The following is a 16,050-nucleotide window of genomic DNA, read 5'->3' as shown; positions in this document are numbered from 1 at the left end:
CATTTTTAAGAAAATTTAAATCTTAACATCGCTGTAATAATAATCTCATTTTTTTTGTTCATTTTTGCAGCAAAAGATATTTTCAATTATAACCTAATCGAGTTGATATGAATTTGAAACCATTTAAGAAGAGTGTTCTTATCGCTGCAATTGCCTTTGCAGGTTACGGCAACGTACATGCACAGGTTACTACCAGTAACATGACCGGTATTGTAAGCACGCGCGACGGAAAACAGACGTCCGGTGCCAGAATTACGGCCACCCACTTGCCGTCTGGTACAGTGTATAGTGCTGCAGCGAATGCTTCGGGAGCTTTCAACCTTCCGAACATGCGTGTAGGCGGACCTTACCGTGTAGAAGTAAGTACCGGTACGGAGCAGCCCATCATTTATGAAGATGTGTACTTAGAACTTGGCCAACCATTTACATTAAACCCTGTTTTCGGTGAGAAGACAGAAAACATCGCTGAAGTGGTACTTACAGGTACACGCGGGGTGAACACCAACAAAACGGGTGCAGCAACCAATGTAGGTTTGAAGCAAATTCAGGAGCTTCCACAGGCAAACCGCAGCATCACAGAATTTACAAGACTTACGCCTCAGGCAAACGGCAACTCATTTGCAGGCCGTGATGCGCGTTACAACAACCTTCAGATTGACGGTGCGAACTTTAATAACGGTTTTGGCTTAAGTTCAAACCCACTTCCGGGAGGAAATTCACAGCCTATTTCTTTGGATGCGATCCAGGAAATCTCAGTGAACATCGCACCATTTGATATTACCCAATCAGGTTTTACCGGTGCAGGTATCAACGCGGTAACAAAATCGGGAACTAACAGGTTTCACGGTTCACTTTACGGGTATTACACAGGAAAAGAACTTAGCGGCTGGAAAATTAACGACAACGATATCGCGAAGGTTTCCGGTGGACAGATGACCAATGGATTCACAATCGGGGGACCACTTGTTCAAAACAAACTATTCTTCTTCGTTAGTGCTGAAAGAGAAACTGCTACGGGCGCTAACGCTTCAGGTGCAAACCTTTGGAAAGCTTCACAGGATGGTGTTTCCGATCCGGCAAATAACATTTCACGCGTAAAAGAGTCAGACCTTATCGCGGTAAGAAATCACCTGATCAACCGTTGGGGTTACGATCCCGGAAGATACCAGGGCTACGCTAACGAAGCTGAGCAGCAGGGAGACAAATTCCTCGCGAGACTTGACTGGAATATCAGCGACCAGCACAAATTTGCCGTACGTTACAATGTTTTGAATGCCAAATCAATGCAGGTTGCGAATGCTTCATCAGGACCTTCACCTAGATCGGCTCACGGACGTGTTAGCGATAAGGCAATGACATTCGAAAACGGTAACTACGCACTTGAAAACAGAGTACAGTCGCTTACTGCAGAATTGAACTCAACTTTCAACTCAAGCCTTTCGAACAAATTATTGTTCACCTACTCAAAAATCCAGGATTTAAGAACTACACCATCAGATCAACTTTTCCCTTTTGTTGATATATGGGATGGTTCTGCAAGCGGCGGAAACTACATCAGTTTCGGTACGGAGCTTTTCTCTTATCTGAATGATGTGATCAATGATAACTTCTCCATCATCAATAACCTTACTTACAGCGCGGGTAAACACACAATTACCGGAGGTGCGGCGTATGAGATGCAGAAATTCGGTAATTCATACACCAGAATGGGAACAGGTTACTACCGTTACGCATCAGTTGCAGATTTCCTTACGACAGGTACAGCCAACGAAGTGGCGCCGATCATGTTCGGCCTTACATATCCGTACGCAGGTCAGGACACTTACTCACGCGTAAATTTCGGTCTTTTATCTGCTTATGCACAGGACCGAATTGCGTTGAATGACAGATTCAATTTCACTGTCGGTTTACGTGCTGAATTGCCAATGTATCTTAATGATCTTACTGCAAACCCAGCTATCGATAATCTGACATTACTTGACACAAAAGGTAACCCAACAAACTATTCTTCTGGCGAGTGGCCAAATTCTAACGTAATGCTTTCACCACGTTTAGGTTTCAATTATGATGCTTTTGGTGATCGAACCCTTACTGTTCGTGGTGGTACTGGAGTTTTCTCCGGTCGTGTACCGTTTGTATGGTTGACTAACATGCCGACCAACGCAGGGGTTCTTCAAAATATCGTGGAACCAACTTCATATCAGCAGGTTGCGGGATGGATCAATAATATCACTTTCCAGCCACAGGATATCTATTATCATTTGAACAATGTGCCTGCAGGTGCCGGAAACGTGTTCATTCAGTCACCGGCTGATGGTGCACCAAGTACATTTGCACTTGTAGACCGCAATTTCAAGATGCCGTCTGTGTGGAGATCAAGCATCGGGATCGATTACAGAATTCCAAATTCATTGATCACGCTTACATCAGACGTTCTTTACACTAAAGATATCAACGCAGTTTTCCAGTACGGTGCAAACAGAAAGCCTTCTACTGTGAAAATGACGAGCCAGCCGCGGGATTTCTATCCGACACCGGCAGCGGGACAAATGCCAAACTATCAGTATAATTCAGCGATTGGAGCAAACAATGCCACGATCCTTACCAATACTGATACGAAAGGTTATGCATTCTCAGCTACGGTAGGTGCAAGCCTTCGCCCTTGGAACGGACTTTCAGGATCGGTATTCTACACTTACTCTGAAGCTGAGGAAGTATCTTCAAACTCTGGTTCTAACGCGTCATCTTCATGGCTGGGTTCACCGGTTATCGATACACCAAACCAGGATTTCCTGAGCATTTCGAATTTTGCGGTTCCGCATAGAGTTGTAGCGAACGTTACGTATGATATCAAGCAAACCGGAACAACCATTGGTGCTTATTACTCAGGTGCTCACCAAGGAAGATTCTCTTATTACTATACCAATGACCTGAACGGAGATGGTTTAGCTAATGACTTGATGTACATCCCGGAAAGTACTGCTACGATGAAATTTGCGAATATCACTTCCGGTTCAGGTGCAAATCAGGTAACCCTGTTCACAGCTGACCAGCAGAGAGCAGCATTCGAGCAGTTCATTACCGATAACGGACTTGAAAAATACCGCGGACAGATCTTGCCACGAAATGGTTTCCTACTTCCATGGTTGAACCGTGTAGATGTACGTATCTCACAAAACCTTTTCAGCGATATGGTACAAAAAGGCGACAAGATTCAGTTAACGCTTGATGTTCTGAACTTTGGAAACATGTTGAACTCCGAGTGGGGAATCCAAGATACTACTGTAAGCCAGTATGGTGCAGCTATCCTATCCAGATCAGGTGCTGTTTCGCCAGATCCTACATTCACTATGGTAAGAGATGGCAGCAACCTGGTAAACGCGCCTTACAGAGCTGCGAACAACAGATTTACCACGTGGTCAGCTTTATTTGGAATGAAATATTCTTTCTAAAAACAAGCTTTCCGCTTATACATATCCCGGCAATACGCCGGGATTTTTTTTATCTTTGCCATTAACAAAAAAAATATTATGGATTTCAACATTATGCTTCAGGCACACCGTGGTTTTGCTTACCTTATTTTGCTCGCAATCGCTGTTTTCGTCGTAGCACTGCTCATGACAATGTTTGGCTATTCCGGAAGAATTACCAAACTCTTAAGAAAATCGACGCTGTTCACTATGATTTTCTTCCATACCCAAGCTGTAATCGGGCTGATCATGCTGTTCTTCTTTTCACCGGGTTTTAAGGCCGCGACTGAGGCCGGAACACTGATGAAAGACTCTGTAGCCAGAAACGCTTATGTTGAGCATCCTTTCGCGATGATTGTTTCTGCGGTTCTGCTTACAATCCTTAATAAAAAATTCAAGACCAACGACAAAATGCAGATGCCGTGGGTGATCATGGCGTTTGTTGCACTCGCTCTGATGCTGTGGGCATTCCAGTGGAACAGGCTTTTTGGAGGGTAAACGCTGGTCTTTAAATGGGTTCAAATTGTTCAAATGGTTCAATGAGGTTCAAATTGTTTATCATAATTACTTAATTGACCTAACCATTTGAACAACTTGAACATTTGTATCATTTAACCATTTGAACTTTTGAACAATATTAAAAACCTCTTTGAACAGAAAATTATGAAAGTAGCCCTTGTAGGCGCCACCGGAATGGTGGGCGAAGTAATGCTGAAGGTTTTGGAAGAACGCAACTTCCCGGTGACGAAACTCATCCCGGTTGCGTCTGAAAAGTCTGTGGGCAAAACGATTTTCTTTAAAAATGAAGCCATTGAAGTCGTCTCCATGCAGGAAGCGATTGATATGCAGCCGCACATCGCGCTTTTTTCTGCTGGTGGAAACACTTCGCTGGAGTTTGCGCCGAAATTCGCTGCCGCTGGCACTACCGTGATCGATAATTCTTCCGCATTCAGGATGGATGCAGATAAGAAATTGGTCGTGCCCGAAATCAATGCAGAGGAACTTACGCCTGAAGACAAAATCATCGCGAACCCAAACTGCTCCACGATACAGCTTGTGATGGTGTTGCATCCTTTAAATAAGAAATTTGGGCTGAAACGTGTGGTTGTTTCAACCTACCAGTCAGTTACGGGAACCGGGAAAAATGCGGTGGATCAGTTGAATGCCGAAATTTCGGGCGATGCTGATGCCGCAAAAGTTTATCCTTACGAAATCTTTAAAAATGCATTGCCGCACTGCGACGTATTTGCCGAAGACGATTATACAAAAGAGGAAATAAAACTGATGACCGAACCCAAAAAAATTCTGGGTGACGACAGCTTTAACCTAACAGCAACCGCAGTGCGCGTTCCTGTACAAGGCGGACATTCTGAAAGTGTGAACATCGAGTTCGAAAACGACTTTGACATCGACGAAATACGCAACATTCTCTCTGAAACGCCGGGTGTGACGGTTTTGGATGATGTACAGAATAAAATCTATCCGATGCCGCTTTACGCTGATGGAAAAGATGAGGTTTTCGTAGGCCGGATCCGACGTGACCGTTCACAACCGAACACCCTAAACCTTTGGATTGTTGCCGACAACCTCCGGAAAGGAGCCGCAACCAACGCCGTGCAGATCGCCGAATATCTCGTAAAACAAGATTTGGTTTAAAAACAAATGCTCACCAGAAAGTGAGCATTTTTTAATTATTAGACTTTTCAAACAATATAATTAAATACCACCGAACTATGGCTACAGAACGCAGCTCAAAAAGCAATTTCGTCTTTCAGCGGCAGGTCGCTTTCATCGGGATTGGCCTTTTCATCGCCAAATTGTTGGCATGGCATCTCACCAATTCAGATGCGGTATTTTCGGACGCGATGGAAAGTATCGTAAATATCGTGGCGGGATTTTTAGGCCTGTATTCGCTTTACGTTGCGGCTAAACCGCGTGATACCGGTCATCCGTACGGGCATGGCAAAGCAGAATTCGTCACATCGGGTATTGAAGGCGGACTCATCATTTTTGCCGGAATCATTATCATCATTCAAGCCGTAGACTCTTTGCTTCACGGTAATGTTCCAAAAAAGCTTGATTGGGGAATACTGATCGTCGGAGTTACCGCGGGCATCAATTATCTGATGGGCTATATTTCATACAAAAAAGGAATCAGGGAAAACTCACTCGTGCTGCAAAGCTCAGGTAAACATTTGCAAAGTGACACTTTCACTACGCTCGGGGTTGTGCTGAGTTTGGTCCTGGTCTATTTTACCAAAATTTACTGGATCGATGCGGTGGTGGCACTTCTTTTTGGCGGATACATCATTTTTATCGGTTACCAGATCATTCGAAAGTCGCTGAGCGGGATCATGGATGAAGCTGATGTGCGGCTCCTTACGAAATTGTCTAAACTTTTAAATGAAAACAGGCAGCGCGATTGGGTAGACATCCATAACGTGCGGATCCAGCAGCACGGCAGCGAACTGCATATTGACGCGCATCTTACTTTACCCTGGTATTATGATCTGCGTACGGCACATAATGAAATGGAAGAAGTGTATAAACTGATTGGGAAAAATTCCGAAAGAACCATCGAGTTTAATTTTCACCTTGATGACTGCAAGCCTTTTTCATGCGAAATTTGTGAACTTTGGGAATGTAAAGTGCGACAGCACTCTTTTAAAAAGAAAATTGAATGGAATGATTCCACAATTGCGCAGCTCAATAAACACGACGTAAACACTTAATCTAAAGCTTTACTTTTCCAGTTTCCAGCGGTAATAGAAAACCGGAATGATCAGCAGTAAAACCAGTGGCTGAATCACGAACCTTCGGATATAGAAGGAAAAAAGGTAGCCGATTTCAAAGTTTGTGTGGATGCAATAGAGATAGATCGGAAGTGTGATGGCGAAAGCGATTACAATCAAAGCGGCGGACTGGGCGGTCCATCTGGTATTTTTAAATAAAAACTGCACGATCACCAGCGAGAAAATAAGATTGAGCACAAACCGGAATAAATGTCCTAAAATTAGGCTTCCCCAATCGTAAAGCGGGAAGATCGCATTTTTATCGGCAGATTTGAAATATTGCAGAAACGGATCGTAAAACAGCGGTTCTTCAAACATCCGCACCGCGATCAGCCCAAACACACCGGCTAAAACTAAAAACCAACTAAGAATTTTCATCCGGAACTTCCTTTAATGCGAATCTGTTGATCCAAATGAGCCAAAGAAGCACCACGCTTCCATAGATAATGGCCGGAAAAAGATAATCGTGGCCTATTTTTGAGTACTGCGGCATCTCAACAAGCAGAATATTAAGCCCGGCAATACGAAGGACATTTACGATGTGCAAAAAAACCAAGCCCGCAAACGCAAACAGAAACGTTTTTGGCCCTCTGAAAAACGCAAAGATGAAAGCCAGAAACAGAATGATCACAGATATCGCGTTGCAGCCTTCCACCATTCGGGAGACATACCTGCCACTCACCCAAAACCACGAAGTCTCCTGAGCGGGTTTACCGGGAACAAGTTGAGAAGGATAATCCAGGAGATTTTGCACGAAAATGGTCTGGCGCGCTACCCACTCGGAAGCAGGGTCTAGACCGGCGCCTTTGTATAAATTCAGATACAGCTGATAACCTAAAACCAACAGTACATAAAGCACTAAAAAACGCAAAAGTAACTTAAAGACAGGCCGGAAATCACTGAACATGTGCAAATATACTGCTTTTAAGAAATTCTAATTTAAGTATCTTTGTCTAAGCATGAATCACGACAGAGAGAGGTCTTTTTTCGAAAATTATATTGGCAAACCGGCCAGCAGTTTTGTTTTACTGGCACAAAGCGGGTCCGCGCGTAGAAATTTTCTGGCGGGCACAGCAGATTCTAAATTCATTGTCACTTCGAACAGCAATATTGCCGAAAACGAAAGCTTCTTTTATTTTTCGGATACCTTTTCTAAACTTCAGCTCAATACACCACGCGTCTTTGCCATTTCGCCGGACCGGTCGATTTACGTGCAGGAATTTTTGGGAGACAACACGCTTTCAGAAATTTTAGGCGAAGAGGGACTTTCTGAGCGGGCTTTAAACTTAGTGAAACAAACAATAGAAAAGCTATACAACTTACAGAAAGCGACTTTGTCCGCAATAGATTACTCGCAAACTTTTGAATATGAAAGGTATGACGAACTTCCGGTAAGCAATGATCTTTTTTATTTTAAAAGTTTCATCGCAGATGTACTTGAACTTCCCTACCACAAGTCTACGCTGCTGAGTGAGTTTAAAAAAATCACCGCCGAAATAGAAAAACTGGAGCCGCGAGGCCTGATGATCCGCGATTTTCAGGCGAGGAACATCATGGTAAACAGCAGTGACGACATTTCATTCATCGATTATCAGTCTGCGATGCATGGACCGCTGATGTATGATGTGGTTTCGTTTCTTTACCAGGCAAAAGCCGATTTTCCCGCTGAATTTAAAGCCGAGATGCTCGAATATTATTTTTCGCTTTGGAATGACGAACACCTCGCCGAAAAATTAAAGCTTTCACTCCAGCCGATTATTTTGATCCGCTATCTCCAGGTTTTGGGCGCATATGGTTTTCGTGGTTTGGTGCAGCGGAAAGCGCACTTTCTGGCCAGCCTTTCAAAAGGAATTGGAAACCTGAATCAGTTCGCGAAGTCTTCACAATTCATGGATACACTGCCGGAACTTAAAAAAATTGCTCTGGTATTAGGTGCGGAAACTGTGCAGTATAAAATCGAGCAGATGATGGCGGAAAAATAATAAACTGTAAATATTAAATATAAAATTCAAAGATCAGAAATATGCCTTTAAACATAGAAATACACAGCTTTTCATACAAAATCGGCGGCATACCAAAAGATTCAAGCGGCAATGGCGGCGGTTTCACGTTCGATTGCCGCGGCATCCTGAACCCGGGACGAATCGACGAATACAAACCCCAAACGGGCTGTGACCTTCCGGTACAGGAATTTCTTGAAAATAAAACTGAAATGCCGAAATTTCTTTCGCTTGTACAGGGAATTGTCTCAATCAACATCAACAATTATCTGGACCGCGGCTTTGAGCATCTTCAGATAAATTTTGGCTGCACAGGCGGCCGTCACCGCTCCGTGTACTGCGCCGAAAAAACTGCCGAGTTTGTGCGCGCTAAATTCCCTCAGGCTGCTGTGAAGCTTATTCACGATGAGCAGCCTCAACTTTGTGAAGTGCAACAACCTTAAATATGAAAGCGCTTCTTTTCGCTGCGGGCAAAGGAACGCGGCTTAAACCGTTCACAGACCACCATCCGAAAGCGTTGGCAAAGGTGAATGGCGTGCCCTTGCTGGAACGTAATATCAAATATCTGCAAAGTTTCGGTATCAACGATTTTGTGGTCAACGTGCATCATTTCGGAGTTCAAATTGTTGATTTTCTAATTGAAAACAAATATTTTGGTGCCAAGATCCAGATTTCAAATGAGAAAGATCAGCTGCTCGAGACCGGTGGTGGATTGCTTTTTGCACGCGAATACCTCGAAAATGACGGCGATTTCCTTATCATGAATACGGATATTCTTACGGATCTTAATTTAAATCAGCTAATTAAATTCCATTACACAAAAAATGATTTCGTTACTTTAGCTGTCTCAGACCGAAAAAGCTCGCGGAAACTTTTGTTCAATGAAGATATGGTGCTGCGCGGATGGCAGAATACAGATTCAGGCGAAAAGCGTTTAGCCGAACCTGATCCTGGGTTTAAAGCGCTTGCTTTCAGCGGAATTCACTGTGTAAATCCGGCGATCTTTGGAAAGATCAAAAGACAGGGCAAGTTTTCGATCATTGATGAATATCTGGACCTGATGTTATCAGAAGAAATTCGCGGATACGAGCACAACGCAACTTTGATTGATGTGGGACGGCCCGAATCGGTACTGGACGCCGAAAAATATTTTAAATAAAGAACGTAAATGAGCAAAATAAAAAGGGGAAAAGGCACCACGCGCGAGGCGAGCGGCACTGAATACGAAATAGACCAAAAAGTGCAACGCTCTTTCAGCGAAAAAACGTGGGATGAAACAATCACCAAAGACAGCTGGATGGTTTTCAAGATCATGGCTGAATTTGTGGACGGATATGAAAAACTGGCCAAGATCGGTCCGTGTGTATCCATTTTTGGATCTGCCAGACTTCAGCCTGGTAATCCTTATTACGAAATGGCGACTGAAATTGCTGAAAAAATCACCAATATCGGATTCGGCGTGATCACTGGTGGCGGTCCCGGAATCATGGAAGCGGGAAACAAAGGCGCGAGAAACCGTGGCGGAAAGTCTATCGGGCTGAATATTGAGTTGCCGTTTGAGCAGCATTTCAATCCGTATATTGATAAAGGCTTCAATATGGATTTCGATTATTTTTTCGTGAGAAAGGTGATGTTCGTCAAATATTCGCAGGGTTTTGTAGTGATGCCGGGCGGTTTCGGAACTTTAGATGAACTTACGGAAGCATTAACACTCATCCAGACCAACAAAATAGGAAAATTCCCGATTGTACTTGTAGGAACCGAATTTTGGAGCGGATTACTTGAGTGGTTTCAGAATACGCTTCTTAAAACAGGTATGATTTCTGAAGGTGACCTGCAGCTTTACAGAATAGTGGATACTGCCGATGACGCGGTGGCGCACATCAAGGCATTTTACGACAAATACACGGTGAACGTAAACTTCTGATTGGCATCATATTTGAGCCTTAACCACACATTATACAGTAATGAAAAAAATTCTATATATTACGGGGTTACTGCTGCTGGCAGTAATGATGAGTTTCGCCTCGGCGGAGTTTTACTCATCGATGACGAAGGTGGATTACGTGGAGGGAAACCGTACTTTGAAATTCACCACGAAGATGAATACGCGCCATATCTCTGACGCGATAAAGATAAACCCAAACACGGCGGGTTTTGAAGCTGAAGTAAAAAAGTACGTGAACAATAATTTCGATCTTTATGTAAACGGTGGTGCGAAAACACTCACTTTCACCGGAAGCCAGGTAAACGGCGAATCTACATGGGTTTATTTCGAGACCGGCGGTGTGACAGACATTAATTCTTTAAGGATTAAAAACACCATACTCCTCGGGACTTTTCCCGGCCAGATCAACATTGTGAATATCGCCTTCAAAGGCAACCAAAGGACAATGAATTTCCAGCGCGGAAAGGAAATGAACGAGGTAAGTTTCTAAAACTTATAGGTTATAAAAAAAAGAGTTTTCCAAGTGAGAACTCTTTTTTTTGGCCATTACCCAGATAGTTTTAAGTTGTATAACGATACTTTATAGCCTTCGTACTACCTAATATAATATTAACGGGCTTATACCTCAGCATAAAATGCATTTAACAAACCTGAACCGCGTTGTTGCTGCAGGATTTAAAGCTGTTAATAAAGACTTAAATCAACCATTTAAACATAAAAAAAGGGCTGCAAAACTGCAACCCTTTCTATTTAATTTTGAAGAGACTATTTAGTTCCTTTCACTGCGAAGTTATCAACTTCCCAAGTCGTAGATGAGCCTACAACTGAAGTGTATTTGAAGGCAAACACTACTTCTTTGTTCAGGTAGCTTTTCAGGTTTACTTTACCTGAACCTACGAAGCCTGAAAATGCGTTAAGGTCTGTATCCAGTCCCGGGTTCAGTTTCGTCCAGTTCGTTGTACCTACCGTTCCTGTATAGTTATCAGTAACGTAGAGTTCCAATGGATTTCCGCTGAATCGGCCGTCGGTCTCAAATGATACGTAAGCATCAGTGAAGGTTGACGGGATCGCGATTTTCTTAGAAACCAACCAGTCTTCGTTCAGCATACGGTTACCATCCATGATGGCGCTTGGTCTCGGATTTCCGAAAGTTGTGGTGCTCCAAACCTGCGTACCTTCAATGTTCACAGCAGTCCAGTTAGCAAGTGTATCAAAACCATCGCTGAAAATTGTGGTATAAACCGCCGGAACGGTACCGTCACATCTTGGATTATCAAAGTCTGCATTCACCAGGAATGGAATCCAAAGCTGATAATCGTTATTGAATTTACTTACGATCGCGTAGATATCGCCCTTACCGCCGTCTACTTCTACACCTGAGAAAGAGGCGAAATTACTGGTTCTAAGGAAAATCTTGCTTCCGGAGCAATCTTCTAAAGTTCTGTTCGTAGTAGTTCCTGAAGCATAAGGTTTCCCTAAATCTGCATCGATGAACTGTACATTCTTAATTTTCACATATCTTCCTACATCTTCGTTTGTAAGCTGCGCGATCGTACGTTCAGTAGGAACAACAGTTGTCGCTGGCTTTTTCGTATCGATGAAATGCTTGTAAACATCTACCTCGGCGATCTGACCTGCGTTTCCGTTGAATGGCTGACCAATCTGCAGTTCACCGTTTACATTTCCGATGTAAAGATCTTTCAGTTTGATGTAAACTTCTTTACCCACTCTGAATCTTTCATCGCGGTAAAGGTCAGTTTTATTGATGTTTACACGGATACCACCGGTAGCATCTTCCACGTATACATATTTGAACAGGTTACCTGTCTCATCGTTAGCAGTCACCTTAGCTCTAAGCAAATGGTTAGCAGTAATCTGGGTAAGTGAACCATTGAACAGTTGCTTCACTTCAGAAACTGTTTTCATCGTGTAATCTGATTCCGTGATGCCACAAGGATCGCTAGTGATACCGTCTTTACGAGGGAAATGTTTCATATCTGCCAGGTCTGACAGTTTGTTGATATAAAACTGATAGCTTGAGTTGAATTTACTCAGAATACCGATGAAGGTACCTTTACCCGATGGAAGAGTCTGGTTTGCAAATGATGCAAAGCCGCTGTTTCTCACTACTCTTGTCGTTACACTTGTCGTTGGGTCGTTCAACTGACGGTCAACGCTTGTTCCCGCAGGAGCGAAAACTGAACAAAGCACTTTCGCATCAAATTCTGCATCAGGAATCTGTACCAAGCAGCCTAAGAAACGGTCGTTTGCAGTTCCCAGTTCAGCAAGTGTCATCGTTTTAGCTACGATTGGTTTTGGTTCTTCACAAGATTTGAAGATATGGGTTGCTACCATTTTTTCAGGGATACGTGCTACACCGTTAGCTGCAGCTCCCGGCGCCATGTCTTTAACGCCTAACTGTACCAAGCCACCGTACGTTCCCAGTGCAAGTCCGTTAAGTTTGATATATATCTTAGATCCCTGCGGGAATCTTGTATACGTACTTACTGCATCTACACTGATCACGAAACCCTGTGTAGGGTTCTCACGTGCATCCTGAATAAAGATGGTCTTGTAGATATTTCCTGTTTCATCAGAAGAAGAAACATACCCTTCGATCACATCAGTGGTATTTTCAGGGAAGACGTAGGTCTGGTTTGTGTAAAGCGCCTTTACTTCCTCCAAGGTCTTGGTCTTCACCAGTTCAGCGCAGCCGTACCCAGTAAGGTCAGGGTCGGTGTACTTATCATCATGCACACATCCCGAGACCACAAAGGACGCCATGATGACAAATAGTATCTTAAAGAATGAAAGATAGTTTTTCATAATGTTTTTCTATTTTTTTTAAAATCTTAAATAAACGTTAGCAAAGTACTGTGTTCCGCGGTCATACCAAAGTTTCGGACCAAAGAATGGTGTAGCACGGTTAGCATCAGTGACAGCGTCTTCGAAATTCACGTTTCTACCCTGCTCGAAACCACCAGTTACATAGTTTCTGTTGTTCAGAATATTGCTTACACTAAGGCTTACCCCAAGTCTGTATTTTCCTAAAAGGAAAGATTTTCCTGCATTGGCATTCAGCATAAACTGATCGTCGAATTTTTTCTGTGCGGTAAGTGAAGCAATAACTTCCGGCGTTGCAGCTTCATAGTTATCACCAGTAACAGGGTTATAATAAAGTCTTGGTGTCTTGTTCAAAGCTGAAAAATCAAGATATTGATCCATCAGATAATTTCCGGTAACACCCACCCACCAGAATTTAGGTGAATTGTATCTTAAACCAGCAGAGAATGCTTTCTGAGGCGTTCCTGCAACTTTATAACCTTTTACATTCGCTTTTCCTTTCCAGTAATCTTCACCTCTGAAGTTGTTCAGGTCATCAAAAGTAGATACCGAAGGATTGTTGGTGTACTCATAATCTCCCCAACTTCCTACAAGGTTTGCGTTCAGAGTTGGTGTGATTTTTACATCCACGCCCAGCTCAGCACCCATGTAGCGCTTGTCTACATCGCTCATCGCTTCGTTAACCAGCGTACTGAGGGAAGTTCCCGAACCCGCGTCTACGTCAGCATAATAACGTGAGATTTCAGTCCCGTTGCTGAGGGTAGTATAATATCCGGAAAGTCTTACTTTAAGGATTTGACCTCTCAGGATGTAGCTAAGATCATTAGAATTAATGATTTGGCTGTCAACACCTGGCGTAAGGAAGTCTACTGCACGTGGGTTGATATAGATTTCGTTCAGTGTAGGAGCAATGCTGAAGAAGGCGCCATTATACACAAGGAAGTTTTTCCCGTTGATTTTGTACGTCAGTTTACCTTTCACACCTGCATCTAAAGAACTGAAGATATCGCTTCTTCCTTTAGAATTGTCGGCATAACGCGCACTGCGGTATTTCCCGTCTCTCTGAGATTCTGTATAAGATGAGAAAATAGAAGCCATCACGTTCCATTTAGGAAAATCTACTTCTGTACTTACATTCAGGCCATAAGTATCTCTGAACAGTTCATATGAATATTGTGTACGGTCACCTACTCTCACGATGTAGTTTGGATCATCAGTATTATAGAAAGCGTCACCGTCAAAAGCATTTCTGTTGAACGCGAAATCGCCGCCCAAAAGATCTTTCACTCTACGGAACACGTCTGACTTCAAGGTCTGATAATTCAGGTTGATGTTCAGTTTCCAGTTTTCCTGCAGTTTCGTGTCATAATGAGAAACTACGTTGATGGTTTTATCTTCGTTCACATCCTCTACAAGGCTGTAGATTGATCTTCTACCGGTAATGGTCTCGCCACCGATCGTATAAGAAGCCGGATTCACGTTGCTGTTTTGGTAGTAAAGGTCCGTCCAGTCTATCTGCGCAATCGCTTTGTACTCTTCCGGAGTATTAAGACCGTAACTTGGCAGTTTTCTGTAATAGTGCGGATGTGGGTCAGCACCACGGAACCAGTCGAGGCGGCTTCTTGCGTCGCTACCCTGCTGATAAGAAACTGTAGTATTTAAATTTGATTTACCGTTAAGCTTCCAGTAGTGAGCCAATTGGAAAACAGGTTCAAAAACCTTACGTACACGGGAACTTCTTTTGTCGCCGTCTTGCCAACCCCAGTATGAGTTGTAGTCTTTGCCCATGATGTCATATACTTCCTGCGTATTCGGGCTGTTAGATGCTCTGTAAGTTGGTGTACCAAAAGCGGTAAGGTTCAGCGCATGGTTTTCGCCCAATCTTTTTTCGATGGATCCAAAGTAAGCATACGCGTCCTGGTAAGTTCCTTCGATAACACCTTCTTCAGCCCATCTTCGGCTTCCGGAGAATGTAAATGCCCAACCGTTTCTTAGCAAACCAGAGTTATACGTAGCCATAGCACGGTTGTTATAACTTCTGTTCGTAGCCGAATAAGCCAGTGAAACACCTTTTCTGTAAGATGATGCACGTGTGTTGTAATATACTACCCCACCAAGATTTCCGAATGCATATTCTGATGGCGTGATATTATCAACCGATTCATATGGATATCTTGTTACATCATTCAGACCACCCCAGTTGCTGAAATCTACACGGCCGTCATCATTTTTAGACATTGAGACGCCGTTGAACAATACATCTTCAAATCTATTGTCTACACCACGCGGACGGAACCAGTAAGCTCCCAACTCAAACGCGGAAACACTTTGGAAGATATCACGTCCCGCATTCAGTAGCCCGATAGTAGGCTGCATAGACGAACCACCCTCGTCACCGTCAGTTGCGGAATCATCTATCACCATCACACCAGCCGTAGATATAGTAGATAAAGACAAACTGATAACACCTAAATCTTTTCTCTTTTCGTTTTCTGCTACATCGAATTCAATGATTTTCGGATCAAAGCTCTGTTTAGATACAGTGATCTGATACTGACCCGGCTTTAAGTCCACAAACTGAAAGTATCCGATCTTGTCGGCAGTTACTGAACTTGAAGATTCACCCAGATCCACCTGAGCATTCTCAACTGGCTTGCCTTCTGCATCTTTTACGTACGCATAAACGGTAGTTTGCGCAAAGTAAAAAGAAGCCGGAAGCAACGTAAACAATGAGATTAAGGATAACTTTTTTATCATAACTAATTATTTATTCCCCTTATTGATAAGCGTTTTTTAAGGGGAGACAAATTTAAACTTAATTTTTCTTAACTTAAAGATTTTTAACACTTTATTCGCGGTATAGAACATGATTTTTTACGGATAATCACTATGGTAGAATATCATACCTAAAAACATGATATTGCTTAGGTTTTGAATAAGATACCATCGGTCACCATAAAAATAATTAGTACTTTTACAGCCCTTATATTTATGAT

13 protein-coding genes are annotated in these 16,050 nt (G+C 43.0%); 9 read left to right on the top strand and 4 right to left on the bottom strand.

The genetic code is table 11. The features are described from left to right. The first annotated feature begins 107 nt into the window (after nucleotides 1–107). The 4 genes from H9628_RS03590 (at nucleotide 108) to H9628_RS03575 (ending at nucleotide 6,202) form a co-directional block, all read left to right on the top strand. Entirely contained in the window at nucleotides 108–3,452 is a 3,345-nt protein-coding gene (locus tag H9628_RS03590) for a TonB-dependent receptor (RefSeq protein ID WP_251832745.1), read from the top strand. A 78-nt stretch (nucleotides 3,453–3,530) separates the two neighbouring features. Next, on the top strand, nucleotides 3,531–3,968 hold the full coding sequence (locus H9628_RS03585) for a hypothetical protein (protein ID WP_251832744.1): 438 nt from the start codon (nucleotides 3,531–3,533) through the stop codon (nucleotides 3,966–3,968). A 165-nt stretch (nucleotides 3,969–4,133) separates the two neighbouring features. After that, a complete protein-coding gene (locus H9628_RS03580; RefSeq protein ID WP_251832743.1) occupies nucleotides 4,134–5,126 on the top strand; it encodes an aspartate-semialdehyde dehydrogenase in 993 nt (330 codons plus the stop codon). A gap of 77 nt (nucleotides 5,127–5,203) precedes the next feature. Then, complete coding sequence (locus H9628_RS03575; protein ID WP_251832742.1) at nucleotides 5,204–6,202, top strand: cation diffusion facilitator family transporter; 999 nt, start codon at nucleotides 5,204–5,206, stop codon at nucleotides 6,200–6,202. Nucleotides 6,203–6,211: 9 nt separating this feature from the next. Here the strand turns inward: H9628_RS03575 and H9628_RS03570 are convergent, their stop codons facing one another. After that, the gene (locus H9628_RS03570; protein WP_251832741.1) at nucleotides 6,212–6,640 is read right to left on the bottom strand and encodes an exosortase F system-associated membrane protein; all 429 of its coding nucleotides are present in this window, start codon (nucleotides 6,638–6,640) and stop codon (nucleotides 6,212–6,214) included. Continuing rightward, the gene (xrtF, locus tag H9628_RS03565; RefSeq protein WP_251832740.1) at nucleotides 6,627–7,169 is read right to left on the bottom strand and encodes an exosortase family protein XrtF; all 543 of its coding nucleotides are present in this window, start codon (nucleotides 7,167–7,169) and stop codon (nucleotides 6,627–6,629) included. Before xrtF ends, H9628_RS03570 begins: the two co-directional genes overlap by 14 nt. 52 nt (nucleotides 7,170–7,221) lie before the next feature. Here xrtF and H9628_RS03560 point away from each other — a divergent pair, with 52 nt between their 5' ends. Genes H9628_RS03560 through H9628_RS03540 form a run of 5 tightly spaced genes read left to right on the top strand, consistent with a single transcriptional unit; the run spans nucleotide 7,222 to nucleotide 10,700 of the window. After that, nucleotides 7,222–8,244, top strand: a complete 1,023-nt coding sequence (locus tag H9628_RS03560; RefSeq protein ID WP_251832739.1) for an aminoglycoside phosphotransferase family protein — start codon at nucleotides 7,222–7,224, stop codon at nucleotides 8,242–8,244. Between the two features lie 41 nt (nucleotides 8,245–8,285). After that, entirely contained in the window at nucleotides 8,286–8,705 is a 420-nt protein-coding gene (locus H9628_RS03555) for a RapZ C-terminal domain-containing protein (RefSeq protein WP_251832738.1), read from the top strand. Nucleotides 8,706–8,707: 2 nt separating this feature from the next. After that, complete coding sequence (locus tag H9628_RS03550; protein ID WP_251832737.1) at nucleotides 8,708–9,421, top strand: nucleotidyltransferase family protein; 714 nt, start codon at nucleotides 8,708–8,710, stop codon at nucleotides 9,419–9,421. A 9-nt stretch (nucleotides 9,422–9,430) separates the two neighbouring features. Then, nucleotides 9,431–10,189, top strand: a complete 759-nt coding sequence (locus tag H9628_RS03545) for an LOG family protein (RefSeq protein WP_251832736.1) — start codon at nucleotides 9,431–9,433, stop codon at nucleotides 10,187–10,189. Between the two features lie 40 nt (nucleotides 10,190–10,229). Continuing rightward, complete coding sequence (locus H9628_RS03540; RefSeq protein WP_251832735.1) at nucleotides 10,230–10,700, top strand: DUF6702 family protein; 471 nt, start codon at nucleotides 10,230–10,232, stop codon at nucleotides 10,698–10,700. A 275-nt stretch (nucleotides 10,701–10,975) separates the two neighbouring features. Here the strand turns inward: H9628_RS03540 and H9628_RS03535 are convergent, their stop codons facing one another. Continuing rightward, nucleotides 10,976–13,036 carry a DUF5689 domain-containing protein gene (locus H9628_RS03535; RefSeq protein WP_251832734.1) on the bottom strand — a complete coding sequence of 687 codons (2,061 nt, stop codon included), beginning with the start codon at nucleotides 13,034–13,036 and terminating at the stop codon, nucleotides 10,976–10,978. 18 nt (nucleotides 13,037–13,054) lie between these two features. Continuing rightward, on the bottom strand, nucleotides 13,055–15,811 hold the full coding sequence (locus tag H9628_RS03530) for a TonB-dependent receptor (RefSeq protein WP_251832733.1): 2,757 nt from the start codon (nucleotides 15,809–15,811) through the stop codon (nucleotides 13,055–13,057). Between the last annotated feature and the right edge of the window lie 239 nt (nucleotides 15,812–16,050).

It is taken from the genome of Kaistella pullorum (assembly GCF_014837035.1).
In the GTDB taxonomy this organism is placed as follows: domain Bacteria; phylum Bacteroidota; class Bacteroidia; order Flavobacteriales; family Weeksellaceae; genus Kaistella; species Kaistella rhinocerotis.
Note: the sequence above shows the minus strand (reverse complement) of the source record. Positions and strands in the feature narration are given on the sequence as shown.